The organism is Rhizobium rosettiformans W3 (assembly GCF_004912135.1).
Taxonomy (GTDB): Bacteria; Pseudomonadota; Alphaproteobacteria; order Rhizobiales; family Rhizobiaceae; genus Allorhizobium; species Allorhizobium rosettiformans.
The window spans coordinates 621,793-640,981 of sequence record NZ_STGU01000001.1; the positions used below are offsets into that span (position 1 = coordinate 621,793).

Here is a 19,189-nt window from a genome sequence, read left to right on the forward strand (position 1 = left end):
GATCACGGATTGGAGCACGCATGAATCTGACGCCGCGGGAAAAGGACAAACTGCTGATCGCGATGGCGGCCATGGTCGCCCGCCGCCGGCTGGAACGGGGCGTGAAGCTCAACTATCCGGAAGCCATTGCGCTGATCACCGATTTCGTCGTCGAAGGGGCGCGCGACGGTCGCGCCGTTGCCGATCTCATGGAGGCGGGCGCGCATGTCATCACCCGCGACCAGGTGATGGAGGGCATCGCCGAGATGATCCACGACGTGCAGATCGAAGCGACGTTTCCGGACGGTACGAAACTCGTCACCGTTCACGAACCCATTCGTTGAGGACCTGGTCATGGCGCTGGAGCTTCGACCCAATTGCGAGTGCTGCGACAAGGATCTGCCGCCGGAAAGCCTGGCGATGATCTGCAGCTTCGAATGCACCTATTGCGCCGACTGCGCGTCCACCACGCTTGCCGGCATCTGCCCGAATTGCGGTGGTGAATTGGTGCGTCGGCCGATCCGGCCCGCCGCCAAGCTTAAGAACAATCCGGCATCCACCAAACGCGTCCTCAAAGCCGAAGGCTGCCCGCCTTCGCGCGCCGCTTGAACCCGCTGAAGGAGCGATTCATGATCCCCGGTGAAATCATTGCCGCCGCAGGCGAAATCGAACTGAATGCCGGACATCCGACCGTGACGCTCGAGGTTTCCAACAGTGGCGACCGGCCGGTGCAGGTCGGTAGCCATTATCATTTCTACGAGACCAATGCCGGGCTGATCTTCGATCGCGACAAGGCGCGCGGCATGCGGCTCGATATTCCAGCTGGCACCGCCGTGCGCTTCGAGCCGGGACAGACGCGGCAGGTGACTCTGATCCCGTTGTCTGGCAAGCGCGAGGTCTATGGTTTCCGCCAGAAGGTCATGGGCAGCCTGTGATATGAAGGTGGGCAAACGGTCATGGTGCGGGCGATGAACTGGGGCGTGATCCTCGTCGTCTGCGGCTGCGTATTGCTGCAAGACGCGCCGGCCTCAAGCGAGGGCGTGCGGGACGTCGATTGCAACAATGCCCAGACCCAGGCCGACATGAACCAGTGTGCGGCCGAGGACTATCGAAAAGCCGATGCCGCAATGAACGCCCAATGGGCCGAGACGCGCGCCGCCATGCTCGCATGGGACAAGACGACGCCACCCTCGGACGACAATGGAGCAGCCAAGCGGCTTCTGGTTTCGCAGCGTGCCTGGCTCGCCTATCGCGATGCAGCCTGCGATCTCGAAGGTTACTCGGCCGAAGGTGGGACCATGCAGCCGATGGTGATCTCATTCTGCCTCGCGGAACTCACGAAACACCGCACGGAAGAACTCAAGTCACTGGTCGAGGGCTTTTGAGGGTGTGAGACCATGGCTCAGGCGAGACAGATCATGATCGTGGGCAACGGACCGGTGGACGAGGGGGCTGCACCCCTTATCGACGCCGCGGACCTCGTGATCCGCTTCAATGGCAGCCGGAACTTCGGCGCTGCGGGGCGCAAGACGGACATCATCGCCGTTTGCAACACGGGACGCCCGGGGGCCCAGATGCTCGCGGATCCGGAATGGCGCGACAGCGAGGCGGTGCGCCGCACGACGGAGATCTGGTCGGTGCGCGATCCGGAGAAGTTTGCCGACATGAAGCCGCAGCTTGCGATCACGCATCCCGAACTCGACGACTTCTGCGACGATTACACCGACGGTTTCGCGACCTTCGCCACGGCCAATGGCAAGCAGCACAGGATCATCCATCGCGACGTGCATGAGGGCCTGGACTCCGCGCTGCGGGCGCTCGACGCGGAGCCATATGTCGTGCCCTCAAGCGGCATGGTGGTGATCCAGGCGCTGCTGTCAGATCCGGCGCATGCCGAAGATACCATCATCCTCGCCGGCTTCGGTCACAGCGGCTGGGATGGCCACCCCTTCGAAGCCGAGCGCCGCCTGGTCGATCAATACATGTCGAGCGGCCGCGTCCTGCGGCTGCAACCGATCTTCGTTTCCTCCCTCTCCCAAGGAGCCTGAGACCCATGTCCTACAAGATGTCCCGCGCCGCCTATGCTTCGATGTTCGGTCCGACCACTGGCGACAAGGTACGTCTTGCAGACACGGAGCTGTTCATCGAGGTGGAGAAGGATTTCACCACCTATGGCGAAGAGGTGAAGTTCGGCGGCGGCAAGGTCATCCGTGACGGCATGGGCCAGAGCCAGGTGACGCGGGCGAACGGCGCCGTCGACACCGTCATCACCAATGCGTTGATCCTCGACCACTGGGGGATCGTGAAGGCCGATATCGGGCTCAAGGACGGGCGGATCGTTGCAATCGGCAAGGCCGGCAATCCGGACACGCAGCCCGACGTCAACATCATCGTCGGCCCCGGTACGGAGGCGATTGCCGGCGAGGGCAAGATCATCACCGCCGGCGGCATGGATGCGCATATCCACTTCATCTGCCCGCAGCAGATCGAGGAGGCGCTGATGTCGGGCCTCACCACGATGCTGGGCGGTGGCACCGGCCCCGCCCACGGCACGCTTGCGACGACCTGCACACCCGGACCCTGGCATATCGCCCGGATGATCGAGGCAGCCGATGCGTTCCCGATGAACCTCGCCTTTGCCGGCAAGGGCAATGCTTCGCTGCCCGGTGCGCTCGAGGAAATGGTGCTTGGCGGTGCGACCTCGCTGAAGCTGCACGAGGACTGGGGCACGACCCCCGGCGCTATCGATTGCTGCCTCTCGGTCGCCGACCAGTATGACGTGCAGGTCATGATCCACACGGACACGCTGAACGAAAGCGGCTTCGTGGAAGATACGGTCGGAGCGATCAAGGGCCGCACGATCCATGCCTTCCACACGGAAGGGGCGGGCGGTGGCCATGCGCCCGACATCATCAAGATCTGCGGTCAGCTGAACGTCATTCCATCGTCGACCAATCCGACGCGTCCCTACACGGTCAATACGGTTGCCGAGCACCTGGACATGCTGATGGTCTGCCATCACCTGTCCTCGTCGATCCCGGAAGACATCGCCTTTGCCGAAAGCCGCATCCGCAAGGAAACCATCGCGGCGGAAGACATCCTGCATGATATCGGTGCCTTCTCGATCATCTCGTCCGACAGCCAGGCCATGGGTCGCGTCGGCGAAGTGATCATCCGCACCTGGCAGACGGCCGACAAGATGAAGCGCCAGCGCGGCGCGCTTTCCACCGAGACCGGCGACAACGACAACATGCGCGCCAAGCGCTATGTAGCGAAATACACGATCAACCCGGCGATCGCCCATGGTGTGAGCCATGAGATCGGCTCGATCGAAGTCGGCAAGCGCGCCGATCTTGTCATCTGGAATCCGGCCTTCTTCGGCGTGAAGCCGGATATGGTGCTGCTCGGTGGCGTAATTGCCGCCGCTCCGATGGGCGATCCGAATGCTTCGATTCCCACCCCGCAGCCGGTGCATTACCGCCCGATGTTCGGTGCCTATGGCAAGGCGCGGACGAATTCCTCCGTCACCTTCGTTTCGCAGGCCGCCCTCGATGCCAGCCTCGGCAATCGTCTGGGTGTCGCCAAGCAGTTGGTGGCGGTCAAGAACACCCGCGGCGGCATCTCCAAGAAATCGATGATCCACAACGACTTGACGCCGCATGTGGAAGTGGATCCGGAAACCTATGAAGTGCGCGCCGATGGCGAGCTGCTGACCTGCGAGCCGGCGACCAAGCTGCCGATGGCGCAGCGGTACTTCCTGTTCTGACGCGGTAGCCGTCGGATTTGCGGCCAGCATGGCCTGGTGTATCATCTGCCTGACCCATTCAGGAGTTGTTGTGCCATGGCCGAGGACGTGAATAACCTGGTTCTGGAGCATTTGCGAGCAATCCGTTCGGATCTGCGCGACATGCGCGACACCATGGCCGAGCAACGGCAGCGTCTCACCCGGATGGAGATCGGCTTGGCAGGATTGCGGCGCGATCAAGGTGCGGATGCCGGAGGTGTCGCGGAGATGGGCTTGCGTATTGATCGTCTGGTTGAACAGGTCCGGAGAATTGAGCACAGGCTCGACCTTGCAGACTGAGACGCCCCGACAGTGAAGACGCTTTTTCGAAGACTAGCCTTTGGCCTGTCCTTGCTCATTATCCTCGTGGCTCTGGGAACGTTGCTGCCGCGCCCGCTCAATCCGCGCGCGGAGGCTTCCCTTGGAGGCGAGACGGCGGAGATCCTGTTGCTCGCCAATCCGATCCATACGGACATCGCCCTGCCGGTCGATGACGAGGTGCGGGCGGCGTTCGCCGATCTCGTTCCCGGTGGGTTGCCGCTCGACATGCCGGGTGTGGAATATCTGATCATCGGCTGGGGCGGACGGTCCTTTTATATTGAGACGCCAACCTGGGGTGACATCCGTCCGCTGCCGGTGTTCAAGGCGCTGACCGTCGACCGCTCCGTGCTGCATGTCTCCGTTGCCGGTTCAATCGATCTTGAGCATCCCTCCGTGCGCAAGCTTGCGATCACGGAAGAGGGGCGTCGCCGGATGATCACGGAAATCCGCGGCAGTTTCGTCCGCGAAGACGGCATGCCGATTGCCGTTCCGGGCGCCGCTTACGGCCTGGATGATGCCTTCTTTGAGGCGAGGGGGGCCTTCAATGCGCTTGTCGGCTGCAACACCTGGACGGCCGCCATGCTGCGGTCCGCGGGCATCCGCACCGGCTGGTGGACGCCCATGCCGCAACTGCTTGATCTTTCACTCCATCTCCATCACGGCTGAAGGCCGCGGAGACGCTGAGAAACGGCAATCACCGCCGCTTGCGCTATCGCGATCAAGCCTGACCATTGGGCAGCCGTGAACGGAGCGCGCGCCCGTCCAGCGTCCTTTTTCGGTGGTTCCTCGCCCATTCGGCTGATCGCTTGCATTTGAGTGATTCCGTTAGGACTCGCAAAACCTGCTCACCCTAATTCAAGGGCATGTTCATGAAGGAGCAGGCGGTGATTCTCATCGGCAAAGGGCGCTGGCCGCAGATCGACCTCGGAGGCTTCGAAAGGCCTCGCGCGGTGCTGCACTTTGCCCTGCGCGTCTGCTTCTGCTCGGTGATCGTGGCCAGTCTTGCGGGCTTTCTGTCGCTCCTGCTGCTCACCCTCACGGGATATCTCACGCTTCCCTTCGACGAGATGGTCCGGCTGATGGTGGCCTTCGCCTGGCTCTTCGGAGGGATCCTCACGGGCGGTCTGGCCTTTGCCGCCGGCCATGTCATTCGCGAGCTTGCCGCCTCGCGCAGCACATTCGAGCGTCTGAGCAAAACAGATACGTTGACGGGGCTTGCCAACAGGCGCGTGTTCAACGAAGCCGTCGCCGCCGTTTCGGGGGAGGCGTCGCTCGCGATCATCGACATCGACCGCTTCAAGTCGATCAATGACCGCTTCGGGCATCAGGTAGGTGATCGGGTCATCCAGGCGGTCTCCTCCGTCTTGAGAGAGGTTTTCGACGAACCGCATCTCGTCGTCCGTCTCGGTGGGGAAGAGTTCGGCGTCGTTCTGCGGGGCGGGACACGGCAGGAAAGATTGGCCCTAGTGGAAGAGGCGCGGAAATGTGTCGCCGCCCGATGCGTGGATTTTCACGGAACGGAGATCTGCGTCACCATCTCGGCCGGGGTTGCAGAGTTCGGTGCGGGCAAGCGTCCCGAGATCGTCTATGCCTGGGCGGACAAGGCGCTCTATCTTGCCAAGGACAGCGGGCGTGACCGCGTTATCCACGAGCAATCGCTTGTCATCCTGGAGCCACTGATCAGCGACCATGCGTCTGATGATGCTCGACTTTTTGCCGCGATTGGCCGACGGGACTGAAGAACGATCTTGCCGTTTGCCTCATTCCTGTGCATGGTTCAAAAAACAGTCATGTCGGAGATCTCATGCAGCGCGCGACTTCCTTCAAACCCGCCGGTTCCGTCGCCGACGCGCCTGACGGCGTGGTGGTTCTTCCCCATGATGGCCGTCACCTGCGACGCAAACTGCTGCATCTCGACAATGGCGCCATGGTCATGCTCGACCTCAAGGAGCCCGTGCTCTTTCAACACGGCGATCGGTTGTTGCTCGATGACGGGACGACGGTCGAGATCCAGGCGGCGGAAGAGCGGCTGTTCGAAATTCGCGCCCGCGATACACTCCACCTGATCGAACTTGCCTGGCATCTTGGCAACCGCCATCTCTCCGCCCAGATCGAGCCGGACCGCATTCTGATCCAGCGCGATCACGTGATCCGGGACATGCTTGTCGGTCTGGGCGCCGAGGTGTCTGATATCGTCGAGCCTTTCCAGCCGGTGCGCGGCGCCTATCATGCCCATGGTGGCCACGGCTCCCATGGTGGTCATCACGAGGGCGGGCATGGCCACGGGTGACATGCCGTCAGACGGAGTTGCAGGACGTCAGGCGCTGCTTCGACTGATGGCCTGGCTTTCGCCGGCTTTCCCCGTCGGCGGCTTTTCTTATTCCGCCGGCTTCGAGAGTGCGATCGTCGAAGATCATGTCCGCGACGGGGACGGCGTCGAGGCCTGGCTCCTGACACTGCTATCGGCTGGCGGTATGCGCAATGATGCGATCCTGCTTGGCGAAGCGCACCGGCTGCAGAGCGAAGGGCAGCCGCTTGAGGATCTGATATCCCTCGCGACCGCACTCGCCGGTTCGGCTGAGCGGCATGCGGAAATGACGCGGCTCGGTGAGGCTTTTGTCCAGGCCGCTGCCGCATGGCCGCATCCGGTGATCGAGAGACTTCAGGGGCCTATCGCCTACAGCGTCGCCGTCGGCGCCGTGGCGGCTGCTCATGGTGTCGCTAAGGATGATGCCATCGCGGCCTTCCTGCACGCACAGATCTCGCAATATATCTCTGTCGCGATCCGGCTCGGCGTCATCGGGCAAAGCCGCGGGGTCGCGATCCTGGCGGTGGCAGAGCAGCCCATTCTGGCCGCTGCGACAGAGCTGAGCCCCCTCGGGCTGGATGACCTCGGTTCGGCGACGATCATCGCCGAGACGCTCAGCATGCGGCACGAGACGCAATATTCCCGGCTGTTCCAATCCTAGGCTTGAAGCGCAAACAGGACGAAGATGATGAAATCGAAAAATGGTCCCCTCCGTGTCGGCATCGGCGGACCGGTTGGCTCCGGCAAGACGGCTCTGACGGAGAAGCTCTGCAAGGCGATGCGCGACGACTACTCCGTCGCCGTCGTCACCAACGACATCTATACCCGCGAGGATGCCGATGCGCTGATCCGCATGCAGGCACTGACTTCGGATCGTGTGGTGGGGGTGGAAACGGGCGGCTGTCCGCATACCGCAATCCGGGAGGATGCCTCGATCAATCTGAAGGCCATTGCCGATCTCAATGCGCGGATCCCGGATCTCGACGTCGTCTTCATCGAATCCGGCGGCGACAACCTCGCGGCGACCTTTTCGCCGGATCTCGCCGACATCACGCTTTACGTCATTTCGGTCTGTCAGGGAGAAGAGATCCCGCGCAAAGGCGGGCCGGGCATCACGCGCTCGGATCTGCTCGTCATCAACAAGACCGATCTTGCACCCCATGTCGGTGTCGATCTCGATGTGATGGAACGGGATGCCGGCCGGATGCGCTCCGAGCGTCCTTTCGTCTTCACGGACCTGAAGCGGGGTGCCGGCGTGGAGAAGATCGTCAGCTTCCTGCAGGAGAGCGGGGGCCTCTGACCGGCAGCTAGCCTGAGCTCAGATCTGCTTCAGCGCGTTGACATCGCTGATCTGGATCGTGCGTCCGCGCACGATGACGCCTGCACGACGCAGCGCTGAGAAGGCGCGCGACAGAGCCTCGGGCGCGAGGCCGAGTTTACCGGCAAGCAGGCTTTTCTGGAACGGAAGCCTGATGGAGGCCGGGCCGCCTTCCACGTTGCAGTGGGTCAACAGATAGTGGGCGACGCGCTGCGGGGCGGTCTGCAGACGGTCGTTGGCGATGCAGTCCATCGTGGTGCGCAGATGGTCGGAGAGGCAGCGGATGATCGCCTGAGAGACGTCCTTCTCGTGCTCGGCCAGGGCGCGCACACGCTGCAGGTCGAAGCGGGCAAGCGTGACCGTTTCTGCCGCCTGGGCGTTGTAGAGATACTTGTCGCCGAGCGCGAGCAGGCATTCGGCGAAGGTGTCGCCCGGGCCGCAGACGCGGATATCGGCTTCGCGCCCATCCTTGTTCAGCCGGTAGAGGCGGACATAGCCGCTCAGGACACTGTAGAAACAGTCGGCCGGCTCGCCCTCGCGGAACAGCACATCGCGCGCCTCGTAGTTGGAGATATTGGCGATCTCCATCATCGAGGCCATGGCGCTCGGGCCGAGTTGGGACAGGAACGACGTCCGCAGAAGCGTGTTCTTGTCGCGCGCGTTCAGTCTCAGCATCTTGTTCACGGTCTTCACGGCTCCCCATCCACATGGTGTCCGGGCATGCACCGCTGCGGTCGTCGCGTTCCATCGAGGTCAAGCCTGCCAGTCCATGGCCCAGCCGAATTGCGCGTCGCCTGCAGGTCCGGGTGATCTGCCCTTTCCAGTCGAGTCACATTATCGCGAGGGGGGGAAGTCCGGATTGATTTCGATCAAACGGTCATCGGTATATGATGATCGTCGAAAGAAGGCGTGGCGCCTGCGGATGACGGGCAGTTTGCTGTAGAAGCTGCCCGCCAATCCGAAGTCTGTTTTCCGTGAGCGGGTCGGCCTCAGAACTTCAGCCCGAGACCGATCTTGACGGTGTGCTGCTCCAGCTGCGAGCTCACGGTTGCCGGGCCGAAATCGAGCTCGCCGCTGCCAAAGTCGTTGTAGCGATAATCGAGCCGCCCGAAGAGACGATCGGTCATGGCATAATCGAGACCGGCACCCAGGGTGTATCCATGGAAGCTGCCGGTTGCCTCTGCCACGCCGATGAATTCCGCCTCGAGATGCGTTGCTGCCCACCCGGCTGTCGCATAGACCAGGAGACGATCCAGAGCATAACCCAGACGCACGCGGGCCGAGCCCTGCCAGTCGGCGCCGCCGGTAAAGGCTCCGAAGGCTGAGGTGACCGTCACGTCCTGAACGTTATACTCGAGATCGCCCTCAAGGCCGAGCACGAGGTTGTTGTCGAACTGGGTGCTCACCCCGGCAAAGACGCCTGGAAGTCTACCGTTCAGGCTGTCTGTCTTCGGTGCATAACCGGTGACTTCAAACAGGCCATCCATCCAGCCATAGCCGCCGGTGACGCCGACAAAGGCGCCGCTCCAGTCGTAGGCTGCGGTGTGTTCCTGCGCGGGCAGGAGGGTGCCGTCATCCGCAAGAGCGGAGGTTGCGAGCATGCAAAGTGTCATCGTGATGAAACGTCTCAAGAGAATCCCCATGACCTGAGATGGAATGCAATGCGCTCAGGTTGCGTCGATTCTCTTGCGTGTGACTGGAGGATGTGAGGAGGGGACGTTTCAGGCGCGCCGCGCCGAGCGGGAGACCGGCCGCCACGAGGGGCGGCCGGTCGAGCTTGGGTTACTCTGCGGCGAGCGGCGGCAGGTTGATCACGTTGCCATTGCCGTCGCTCTTGCGGCTAACCGGCTGGCTGCGTTCGACTGCGGCGACGCGGCGATCCATGGCTTCCAGGGCCTGAACATTCTGACGTGCCAGGAAGGACAGAACCTCCGGTGTCAGCGGCTCTTCCTCTTCTTCCTTCTTGCCGACGAAGCGGCTGAAGATCCAGCCGAGCAGGCGGGAGAGGTCGTCGAGGATCAGGAAGAAGGCGGGTACGACCACGAGGCTCAGCACCGTTGAGACGATGATGCCGCCGATGACGGCCACGGCCATGGGTGCGCGGAACGAACCGCCTTCACCGACACCGAGGGCAGAGGGCAGCATGCCCGCCGACATGGCGATCGAGGTCATGATGATCGGGCGGGCGCGCTTGCGGCCGGCTTCCACCATTGCTTCCAGACGATCCATGCCGTGCCGGCGCATCTCGATGGCGAAGTCCACGAGCAGGATCGCGTTCTTCGTCACGATGCCCATCAGCATCAGGATGCCGATCAGGACGGGCATGGAGAGCGCGTTGTTCGTGATGATCAACGCGACGGCCACGCCGCCGATCGCGAGCGGCAACGAGAAGAGGATGGTGAAGGGCTGGATCACGTCCTTGAAGAGCAGGATCAGCACCGTCAGCACGAGAAGCAAGCCGAGAATCATGGCGTTGACGAAGCTCTGCTGCATCTCGGCCTGGATCTTGGCATCGCCGCTCTCGGCCAAGCGAACGCTGGCCGGGATGTCGGCATTCTCCACCGTCGTGCGGAAGGCCGCCGTTGCGGTATCGAGCGCGACGCCCTGTGGCAGGCCGGCGCCGATCGAGACGACGCGGTTGCGGTCGTTGCGCTTGATCGACGACACTCCCTCTGCGTAGTCGATATCGGCAACGCTCGAGAGCGGCACCGTCTCGCCCGTTGCCGTGCGGATCTTCAGCGCGCGGATCGCGGCGAGATCCGTGCGGAAATCGAGCGAGGCCTGGACGCGGATCGGGATCTGCCGGTTGTCGAGCGAGATCTTCGGCAGGGCTGCATCGACGTCGCCGATGGTGGCGACACGCACCGTCTGGGCGATCTGCTGCGCGGTGATGCCGAGGCGGGCGGCCTCGTCGGCGCGCGGGCGGATCTGCAGTTCCGGGCGGGGCAGGGCGCCATCGGCGCTGACATTGGCGAGTTCCGGCACCTGACGAAGCTTGGCTTCGAGAATGCCGACAGCCTCGTTCAACTCCGCTTCGTTCTTGGAGAGGAAGTTGAAGGTGATGTCGCGCTCGCCACGGTCATTCAGCTTGGTGATGCGGATATCCGGGATCGAATTGAGCTTCGCGAAGACCTCTTCCTCGATGTCCCATTGCGGGCGGATACGACCGTTCTCCGGCAGCTTGGGCAGATACTGGCCAATCAGCGGCAGGCCACCCAATCCATCATTGACCAGGGTCTTGGCCAGCGAATGCTCGATACGGTCGAGGTTCATGGTCACGCTGGCGCGACGCAGCTCCAGATCTCCGCGCGGCGAGGAGCCGCCGAGAATGAAGATGCTGTCGACATCCGCCACGTCCTTGATGGCGGCGTAGATTTCATCCGTCTTGCGCTCGGTTTCATCCAGCGTCGCGTTTGGCGGCAGTTCGACCGACAGGACGATGCGGCCTGCATCTTCCGGCGGAATGAAGCTGCCGGGCACGCCTGCGAGCAGGATGATGGAGCCGATCAGGAAGGCGATGGCAGCCGCCAGCGTGCCGAGGCGCGAATACCAGCGGCGGGTCGTGAAGCGCACCAGCTTCGTGTACATCTTCAGCGGCAGGCTGTCATTGTCGTGATGGTCGTCCATCGCGTCTTCCGCCCGCATCAGATAGGCCGCCATCATCGGAGTGATGAGACGCGCCACAAGCAGCGAGAAGAAGACGGAGAAGGCGACCGTCAGGCCGAACTGGATGAAGTACTGACCGGGAATACCCGGCATGAAGGAGACCGGCACGAAGACCGCGATGATCGTGAACGTCGTTGCGATGACGGCGAGGCCGATTTCGTCTGCTGCCTCGATCGCCGCGCGATAGGGCGTCTTGCCCATCTTGATGTGGCGGGCGATGTTTTCCACCTCGACGATCGCATCGTCGACGAGAATACCGGTTGCCAGCGTCAGGGCCAGGAACGAGACGAGGTTCAGCGAGAAGCCCATCAGGTCCATGACCCAGAAGGTCGGGATGGCCGAGAGCGGCAGCGCGACGGCGGAGATCAGGGTCGCACGCCAGTTGCGCAGGAAGAGCAGGACCACGATGACGGCGAGCAGGGCGCCCTCGACGAGCGTATGCATCGCGGCTTCGTAGTTGCCATAGGTGAAATAGACCGAGTCGTCGATCATCTCGATCTGGACGTCGGGGTTCTCGGCACGCACGGTGGCGAGGCTTTCGGCAACCGTCTCGGCAACCGTCACTTCGCTCGCACCCTTGGCGCGGAAGACGGCAAAGGACACGACCGGCTTGCCGTCGTGGCGGGCGAAGGATTTCGGCTCTTCATAGGTGTCGGTGACGCGGCCGATGTCGGACAGCTTGACGAAGCGACCGCCGGGCAGGGCGATCGTGGAATTCGCAAGGCTTTCCACATCCCGGTTGTCGCCGAGCGTGCGGATGGACTGTTCTGCACCAGCGACCTGACCGCGGCCGGAGCCGAGATCGACATTGGTGCCCTTCAGCTGGCTGGAAATGTCTGAAGCCGTGACGCCCAGTGCGTCCAGGCGGTTCGGGTCCAGCTCGACACGGACTTCCCGGTCTGCGCCGCCGTAGCGGTCTACACGGCCGATGCCCGGCTGACCCTGCAGGGCGCGCTTGATGGTGTCATCGACGAACCAGGACAGCTCGGCGAGGTTCATGTTGGGCGAGGAAACGGCAAAGCTCTGGATGGCCTGGCCTTCGACGTCGATCTTGGTGACGATCGGTTCCTCGACGGAAGCCGGCAGGTCGCCGCGGATCTGGTCGATCGCGTCCTTGACGTCCTGGACTGCCTGTTCCGTCGGCACTTCCATGCGGAACATGACGACGGTCTGGGACTGGCCATCGGTAACGGTCGAGTTGATTTCGTCGACGCCGGTAATTGATGCCACCGCGTCTTCGACTTCCTTCGTCACCTGGCTTTCGAGTTCAGCCGGCGAAGCGCCGCTCTGGCCGACCGTAATCGCCACGAGCGGAACGTCGATATTCGGGAAGCGGGTGATCGGCAGCGAGTTGAACGACTGAATGCCGACCACGATCAACAGGAAGAAGGCCAGGATCGGCGCAATCGGATTGCGTATGGACCATGCAGAGAAGTTCATGGCGTCGTCGCCCCTCAGTTTGAAACGCTGCTGGTTTCTTCCACCGGATTGATCCGGTCGCCGTCACGGACAAAGACGCCCGCCTTGGCGACCACCTTGTCTCCGTCGTTCAGGCCTTCTGTCACCTGGATGTAAGCGCCATCCTGGATGCCCGTCTTGATCTCGACCATCTCGACGGTGCCATCGGCGACCTTGCGGACCGTGGTCTTGCCGGCTTCGGTCGTGATCGCCGAAAGCGGCAGGGCGACGCCATTGGCCTCCTGCACCACGATCGAGGCACTGCCATACATGCCTGCACGGGCCGCCGCATCGTCGTCGAGTGCGATATGCACGGCGCCGAGACGGGTCACCGGATCGATGACCGGCGAAACCAGGCGGACGGAACCGCTCAGTGGCCGGTCGGAACCGGCGACCGAGACTTCCGCCTTCTGGCCAGCCTTCAGGCGCAGGATATCAGTTTCCGGCACGTCTGCCACCAGTTCGATCTGGCCATCGCGGATGACCGTGAAGAGCGGCTGGCCTGCACCGGAGGCAATCGCGCCGATGCGTGCGTTGCGGACGGAGACCGTGCCTGCCACCGGCGACTTGATGTCGGTTCGGGCAAGGCGCAGATCGGTGTCGGCGATCTGGCTGTCCACGACCTTGATGTCGGCTTCCGCGACGGTGATGGCCTGGCGGGCCGTCTCGACCCGGGCGGTGGCACTTGCCAGCGCGGTTTCAGCCTGTTCCTTTTGTGAGGCGGATACGGAACCAGACGAGGCCAGGCGCGTTGCACGCTCAGACTGCCGCTGTGCTTCCTCCAGGCTTGCTTCGGCTTCAACGAGTTGAGCCTGATACTGGGCGAGCGCTGCTTCCGCCTTGGCGCGGTTGGCCACATACTGGCTGCGCTGCAGCTGAAGTGTGTCTTGGCTGAGCTTAGCAACAACCGTTTGCGCCTCGACCTTGTCGCCGACGTCGACGTTCAGGGTCTCGATCTGCAGTCCCTCGACCTGGGGCTGGATCTGGACCTCTTCTTCGGCGCGCAGCGTGCCGGAAGCGACGACGCGATCGACCAGGTCACGGGTCTCGGCCGGGGTGACGATGATGGACGGAAGATTCTGGGCTGGCGTGGCAGGCTGTTCCTGCCCGATGGCAACGGACGCCGAAAGCGACAGGATTGCAGCCATCAGCACGGATCTCGTGCGCGCGTTTCGAGACATAGGACCCTTCCCAAGGACGATAATTGCAGTTCGGTCGAGTATACGTCGGGGAAGCCGGATCGGCTCACAGCCTCGGTGCTCCCCGACAATAACACCCATCTTCACATTTACGGCATCTGAAATCAGCCTCTGAGGTGGGGGATAGCCGAGGCCCATGCAAGAGCCGTCTCAGGCATTTTCACACGGAGGGTGAAAATAGTTCAATATAGAACGATGGTGTTGCCGATTTGCCAGCGTCTGCAGCATGAAATCATCAGTAAAGCCTACAAAAAACACGGGGATTTCTCCCCGTGCTTCATCGTTGCATTGGTCCGCCAAAGACTATTTCAGGGCCGCGTCGGTGATCTCGGTCGTGAAGGCACCTTCCGGCTCCTTCGTTATGACGGGATCGGAGCCGCCGCCGAGCAGGGTCTTGACCGTACGGTCGTAGTCAGCCTTGTCGAGCGCGCCGTTCGAGCCGGCGGTAAGCTTGGCAACTTCGCCCATCATGCGCTTCTGATGCTGTTCGGTCTGGGCGCCGGATGCGTCGTTCTCGAGCACGATTTCAGCCGCTTCGTCGGAGTTTTCCTCCGCGTACTTCCAGCCTTTCATCGAGGCGCGGACGAACTTGACCATCTTTTCCTTGAAGGCCGGGTCCGCGAGCTTGTCTTCGAGCACGTAGAGGCCGTCTTCGAGGGTTGCGACGCCTTCGTCCTCATACTTGAAGGTGACCAGTTCCTCCGGCTTGATGCCGGCATCGATGACCTGCCAGTATTCGTTATAGGTCATGGTCGAGATGCAGGCGGCCTGCTTCTGCAGGAGCGGATCGACGTTGAAGCCCTGCTTCAGAACGGTCACGCCATCCGGTGAGCCATCGGTCTTGATGCCGAGCGTGCTCATCCAGGACAAGAACGGATATTCGTTGCCGAAGAACCAGACGCCGAGCGTCTTGCCCTTGAAATCCTCAGGCTTGGTGATGCCGGTTTCCTTGAGGCAGGTCAGCATCATGCCCGAGGACTTGAAGGGCTGGGCGATATTGACGAGCGGAACGCCCTTTTCGCGGGTTGCGAGTGCAGACGGCATCCAGTCGACGATCACGTCAGCGCCGCCACCGGCCAGAACCTGCGGGGGAGCGATATCAGGACCGCCCGGCTTGATTTCGACGTCGAGGCCTTCTTCTTCGTAGAAGCCCTTGTCCTTGGCAACGTAATAGCCGGCGAATTGGGCCTGCGTGACCCATTTCAGCTGGAGGGTCACCTTGTCGGCGGCCGCGGCCTGCATGGCGGTCAAGGAGACCGCGGCAGCCAGCAGCATGGATGCGAGTTTGACAGTCATTTCAGTTCCCTCTTTTGTTTTTGGTAGAAGTCACGACCGTCCACCACGGACGGACGGATGCCAGAAGGTGACCCGGCGTTCTGCCAGTGCCACCAATCCGTAGAAGACCGAGCCGGCGAGTGCGGCAACCGCAATCTCAGCCCAGACCATGTCGACATTCGAGCGTCCGACCTCGGTCGAGATGCGGAAGCCCATGCCGACAATCGGGGTGCCGAAGAATTCTGCAACGATGGCCCCGATCAGAGCCAGAGTCGAGTTGATCTTCAGCGCATTGAAGATGAAGGGCCAGGCGGCGGGAAGCCGCAGGCGCACCAGCGTCTGCCACCAGGAGGCGGCATAGGTGTGCATCAGGTCGCGTTCCATGTGGCTAGCCGAAGCCAAGCCCTGGACGGTGTTCACCAGCATCGGGAAGAAGGTCATGATGACGACGACGGCGACCTTGGACTGCCAGTCGAAGCCGAACCACATGACCATGATCGGGGCAATGCCCACGACGGGGAGAGCCGAGACGAAATTGCCGATGGGCAGCAGCCCCTTTTGCAGAAAGGGCGAGCGGTCGATCAGGATGGCGACGATGAAGCCGAGACCGCAGCCGGCGACATAGCCGGTGATGACGGATTTCAGGAAGGTCTGCTGGAAATCGGCCCAGAGGATGTGGGTGGAGGTCAGGATCCTGGCCCAGATCATCGAGGGTGCCGGCAAAAGGATCGAGGGGATCTCGAAACCGCGCACCATGCATTCCCAGATCACGAGCAGGGTCACGCCGAAGATAAGCGGCACGGCGATGCCGATCGCGCGACGGGTTGTCGGATCCTTGGCGCGCAGGCGAACCAACCACTCATTGAGGCCCCAGGCGCCGATCCAGAAGACAAAGGCGAAGACGAGGTAACCGTTCATGGCTTGACCCCCATGCGTGCGAGCACCCTGGTATGGGCCATGCCGACGATCGAGACGAGCAGGGCGGCGAGGCCCGCCGCCATGAAGAGGGCGGCCCAGATCTGGATCGTCTGGCCATAGTAGGAGCCGGACAGCAGACGGGCGCCGAGGCCCGCGACAGCACCTGTCGGCAGTTCACCGACGATCGCCCCGACCAGCGAGATCGCGATCGCCACCTTCAGGGAGGTGAAGAGATAGGGCATGGAAGCCGGCCAGCGCAGCTTCCAGAAGGTCTGGGAGGGGCTGGCATTGTAGGTGTGCATGAGATCGAGCAGCAGGATATCGGGGCTGCGCAGGCCCTTCACCATGCCAACGACGATCGGGAAGAAGGAAAGATAGGTGGAAATCAGCGCCTTGGGCAGAAGTCCGGAGATGCCGATGGAATTCAAGACCACGATGATCATCGGCGCGATGGCAAGGATCGGGATCGTCTGGGAGGCGATGACCCAGGGCATCAGCGACTTGTCCATGGCCCGGTTGTGAACGATGGCGATGGCGAGCGCGATACCGAGCGCCGTGCCCATGGCAAAGCCCATGAGGGTCGCGGAAAGCGTGATCCAGGCATGGTAGACGAGGCTGCGCTTGGAGGTGACGGCCTTGTTGATCGTGGTCTCCCAAAGCTCGGCGACGATCTGGTGCGGTGCCGGGAGCACCGGACGCTCCTGGGCAAAGGTGCGTTCGACCACCTGGGAGAAGGTGATTTCCTCGCCTGCGCGCGCAGCCTGGTCGCGCACGAAAGGTGCATTCAGATAGACGACGAAGACGTGCCAGATCACGAGGATTGCGAGAACCACCGTAAGCACCGGCAGGATGCGGTCACGGAAGGTCGAAGGGGCTGATGTCATCAGGCACCTCCCTTGGCAGGATAGAGCATCAGGGCCATGGACAGGACACCGAGTGCCACGCCGACCGACTGGATGGGGCTCAGGCGTTCGCCGAAGACGAAGAAGGCGATGACATTGATGAGGACGAGCTGCGCGATGGCCGATGCCGATATCGCGAGCCCCAGCCCGCCTTCGCGCATCAGCTTCACCATCATCAGATTGCCGATGCAGTAGAGGGCGAGGGAGGCGATGAGCACCCAGAGCTTGCCGTTGTCGACATAGGCGCGGGAGACGGTGGCGGCACCGAGGAAGGTTGCCATGGCAGCGCCGAGCCAAAGGAGGAAGGTGGGGTTCATGGGGTGGACTCCACTCCTGCGGTACCCGACACCCTCCCCTTGAGGGGGAGGGTCGGAGCGAAGCTCCGGGGTGGGGTGATGTGCGAGACCTGAGCGTTGATCAATGACGTCGAACTCGTCGTCAGGTTCACCCCCACCCGCCGCTTCGCGGCGACCTCCCCCCTCAAGGGGGAGGTGGGGAGCGCGTTGCCGGCGTTCACAACGCCGGCGGCCTTGCCCCTCATCCGCCTGCCGGCACCTTCTCCCCGTTGCGACGGGGAGAAGGGACGTGCGGCACCGCGCTGGCCATCCCCTCTCCCCGCCTGCGGGGAGAGGGTCAGGGTGAGGGGCATCTTACCCACAAGCGCCACACTATTCCTCATAGCTATGCCCCGCCTTCAGGCCCTCGCGCACCCGGTGCGCGATCTCCAAGAACTCCGGCGTCTCGCGGATGTCGAGCGGACGCTCCTTCGGCAGCGTCGACTCGATGATGTCGGTCACCCGGCCGGGCCGCGGGCTCATGACGACGATCTTGGTCGAGAGGTAGACGGCTTCGGGGATCGAATGGGTGACGAAGCAGATCGTCTTGTTGGTGCGTGCCCAGAGCTTCAAGAGCTCGGAGTTCAGGTGGTCGCGGACGATTTCGTCGAGCGCCCCGAAGGGTTCGTCCATCAGCAGCAGGTCGGCGTCGAAGGCGAGCGCGCGGGCGATCGAGGCGCGCTGCTGCATGCCGCCTGACAGTTGCCAGGGGTATTTCTTGGCAAAGCCCGAAAGGTTGACCAGTTCCAGCGTCTGTTCGATGCGCTTCTTCTTCTCGTGGGCGCTGTAGCCCATGATTTCGAGCGGCAGCGCGATGTTGTTTTCGATCGTGCGCCAGGGATAAAGCGCCGCCGCCTGGAAGACATAGCCGTAGGAGCGCGCCTTGCGGGCCTCTTCCGGCGTCATGCCGTTGACGGTGATGTCGCCACCCGTGTGTTTCTCGAGATCGGCGATGACGCGCAGGAAGGTGGTCTTGCCGCAGCCGGAGGGGCCGATGAAGGAGACGAAATCGCCCTTCTTCACCTCGAGATCGACATTCGACAGGGCGTGGACGGGCCCGTCATTGGTCTCGAAGGTGAGGCTCAGGTTCCTGGCCGAGACGACGGAGTTGGGTGCATTCATGCGCTAGGACCAATCGGGTTTGTTGCAAAGGCCGTCTGCCTCTTGCATTCTTTTGACATGCGGCCGCTCGGGAGCAGCGGATAAAGGATGGCGGGCCGGCCGCCGGGAAGAAGAGGACGGGACAATGGACGCATCAGCAAAGCCCACCTGCCGGATCGTGAAGCCCGGCCATACCTATGAGGGCAAGCAGGGACTGAGTTATTTCGAAGGCATCGCTGCCGAGACGGTGGGTGCCAAGGGTATCTGCATGCATGTGCTGACGATGCCGCCCGGCGCGCGGGCCAAGGCGCATCTGCATGAGAGCCACGAGACGGCGATCTACATGCTCTCCGGCCAGGCACATACCTGGTATGGCGACCGGCTGGAAAACCATGTCGTGGTTCACGCGGGCGAGCTGTTCTACATTCCGGCCGGCGTGCCGCATCTGCCGGCAAACCTGTCGAATGCGCCCTGCACGGCGATCATTGCGCGCACCGACCCGAACGAGCAGGAAAGCGTGGTCTTGCTGCCGCAGCTGGATGGCTTGGTCGAGGTGTGAGTGACCTCTTCTTCCCAGGGGGGGGAAGGTGGCGCGCAGCGCCGGATGAGGGGGCGTGGAGCGCGC

Annotated in this window: 22 protein-coding genes; 13 read left to right on the forward strand and 9 right to left on the reverse strand. The window is 62.6% G+C overall.

Annotated features, from left to right (window positions below):
* The first annotated feature begins 20 nt into the window (after positions 1-20).
* From FAA86_RS02945 to ureG, 12 genes are all read left to right on the forward strand, one after another.
* Positions 21-323 (forward strand): urease subunit gamma, encoded by a 303-nt coding sequence (locus tag FAA86_RS02945; protein ID WP_006725821.1) that lies wholly within the window; start codon positions 21-23, stop codon positions 321-323.
* A 10-nt stretch (positions 324-333) separates the two neighbouring features.
* On the forward strand, positions 334-588 hold the full coding sequence (locus tag FAA86_RS02950; RefSeq protein ID WP_136538266.1) for a DUF1272 domain-containing protein: 255 nt from the start codon (positions 334-336) through the stop codon (positions 586-588).
* Between the two features lie 20 nt (positions 589-608).
* Positions 609-914, forward strand: a complete 306-nt coding sequence (locus tag FAA86_RS02955; RefSeq protein ID WP_136538267.1) for an urease subunit beta — start codon at positions 609-611, stop codon at positions 912-914.
* A 21-nt stretch (positions 915-935) separates the two neighbouring features.
* Positions 936-1,364: a lysozyme inhibitor LprI family protein gene (locus tag FAA86_RS02960; RefSeq protein ID WP_136538268.1), complete on the forward strand. Its 429-nt coding sequence runs from the start codon at positions 936-938 to the stop codon at positions 1,362-1,364.
* Positions 1,365-1,376: 12 nt separating this feature from the next.
* Positions 1,377-2,027, forward strand: a complete 651-nt coding sequence (locus FAA86_RS02965; protein ID WP_136538269.1) for a glycosyltransferase family 29 protein — start codon at positions 1,377-1,379, stop codon at positions 2,025-2,027.
* A 5-nt stretch (positions 2,028-2,032) separates the two neighbouring features.
* A complete protein-coding gene (ureC, locus tag FAA86_RS02970) occupies positions 2,033-3,745 on the forward strand; it encodes an urease subunit alpha (protein WP_136538270.1) in 1,713 nt (570 codons plus the stop codon).
* Between the two features lie 75 nt (positions 3,746-3,820).
* Entirely contained in the window at positions 3,821-4,063 is a 243-nt protein-coding gene (locus FAA86_RS02975; RefSeq protein ID WP_136538271.1) for a hypothetical protein, read from the forward strand.
* Between the two features lie 51 nt (positions 4,064-4,114).
* Positions 4,115-4,750, forward strand: a complete 636-nt coding sequence (locus tag FAA86_RS02980) for a TIGR02117 family protein (protein ID WP_246034983.1) — start codon at positions 4,115-4,117, stop codon at positions 4,748-4,750.
* Positions 4,751-4,953: 203 nt separating this feature from the next.
* Positions 4,954-5,823: a GGDEF domain-containing protein gene (locus FAA86_RS02985; protein ID WP_136538273.1), complete on the forward strand. Its 870-nt coding sequence runs from the start codon at positions 4,954-4,956 to the stop codon at positions 5,821-5,823.
* Between the two features lie 65 nt (positions 5,824-5,888).
* Positions 5,889-6,374, forward strand: coding sequence for an urease accessory protein UreE (gene ureE, locus FAA86_RS02990; protein ID WP_136538274.1), 486 nt, complete (start codon positions 5,889-5,891; stop codon positions 6,372-6,374).
* Entirely contained in the window at positions 6,361-7,053 is a 693-nt protein-coding gene (locus FAA86_RS02995; RefSeq protein ID WP_136538275.1) for an urease accessory protein UreF, read from the forward strand. The genes ureE and FAA86_RS02995 overlap by 14 nt, the downstream gene beginning before the upstream one ends.
* Positions 7,054-7,080: 27 nt before the next feature.
* A complete protein-coding gene (gene ureG / locus FAA86_RS03000; protein ID WP_136538276.1) occupies positions 7,081-7,692 on the forward strand; it encodes an urease accessory protein UreG in 612 nt (203 codons plus the stop codon).
* An 18-nt stretch (positions 7,693-7,710) separates the two neighbouring features.
* Here ureG and FAA86_RS03005 read toward each other — a convergent pair whose 3' ends face one another.
* From FAA86_RS03005 to FAA86_RS03050, 9 genes are all read right to left on the reverse strand, one after another.
* Positions 7,711-8,385 (reverse strand): Crp/Fnr family transcriptional regulator, encoded by a 675-nt coding sequence (locus tag FAA86_RS03005; RefSeq protein WP_162760158.1) that lies wholly within the window; start codon positions 8,383-8,385, stop codon positions 7,711-7,713.
* 314 nt (positions 8,386-8,699) lie between these two features.
* A complete protein-coding gene (locus FAA86_RS03010; RefSeq protein ID WP_167494862.1) occupies positions 8,700-9,341 on the reverse strand; it encodes an outer membrane protein in 642 nt (213 codons plus the stop codon).
* Between the two features lie 151 nt (positions 9,342-9,492).
* Entirely contained in the window at positions 9,493-12,816 is a 3,324-nt protein-coding gene (locus FAA86_RS03015) for an efflux RND transporter permease subunit (RefSeq protein ID WP_136538278.1), read from the reverse strand.
* A 14-nt stretch (positions 12,817-12,830) separates the two neighbouring features.
* Positions 12,831-14,015, reverse strand: coding sequence for an efflux RND transporter periplasmic adaptor subunit (locus FAA86_RS03020; protein ID WP_136538279.1), 1,185 nt, complete (start codon positions 14,013-14,015; stop codon positions 12,831-12,833).
* 321 nt (positions 14,016-14,336) lie between these two features.
* Complete coding sequence (locus FAA86_RS03025) at positions 14,337-15,329, reverse strand: ABC transporter substrate-binding protein (RefSeq protein WP_136538280.1); 993 nt, start codon at positions 15,327-15,329, stop codon at positions 14,337-14,339.
* Positions 15,330-15,359: 30 nt separating this feature from the next.
* Positions 15,360-16,226, reverse strand: coding sequence for an ABC transporter permease (locus tag FAA86_RS03030; protein ID WP_136538281.1), 867 nt, complete (start codon positions 16,224-16,226; stop codon positions 15,360-15,362).
* Positions 16,223-17,110 carry an ABC transporter permease gene (locus tag FAA86_RS03035; RefSeq protein ID WP_136538282.1) on the reverse strand — a complete coding sequence of 296 codons (888 nt, stop codon included), beginning with the start codon at positions 17,108-17,110 and terminating at the stop codon, positions 16,223-16,225. Before FAA86_RS03035 ends, FAA86_RS03030 begins: the two co-directional genes overlap by 4 nt.
* Positions 17,110-17,445 (reverse strand): hypothetical protein, encoded by a 336-nt coding sequence (locus FAA86_RS03040; protein WP_136538283.1) that lies wholly within the window; start codon positions 17,443-17,445, stop codon positions 17,110-17,112. Before FAA86_RS03040 ends, FAA86_RS03035 begins: the two co-directional genes overlap by 1 nt.
* A 351-nt stretch (positions 17,446-17,796) precedes the next feature.
* Positions 17,797-18,585, reverse strand: coding sequence for an ABC transporter ATP-binding protein (locus FAA86_RS03050; RefSeq protein ID WP_136538285.1), 789 nt, complete (start codon positions 18,583-18,585; stop codon positions 17,797-17,799).
* A 124-nt stretch (positions 18,586-18,709) separates the two neighbouring features.
* Here FAA86_RS03050 and FAA86_RS03055 point away from each other — a divergent pair, with 124 nt between their 5' ends.
* Positions 18,710-19,123 carry a cupin domain-containing protein gene (locus tag FAA86_RS03055; protein WP_136538286.1) on the forward strand — a complete coding sequence of 138 codons (414 nt, stop codon included), beginning with the start codon at positions 18,710-18,712 and terminating at the stop codon, positions 19,121-19,123.
* The last annotated feature ends 66 nt before the right edge of the window (positions 19,124-19,189 follow it).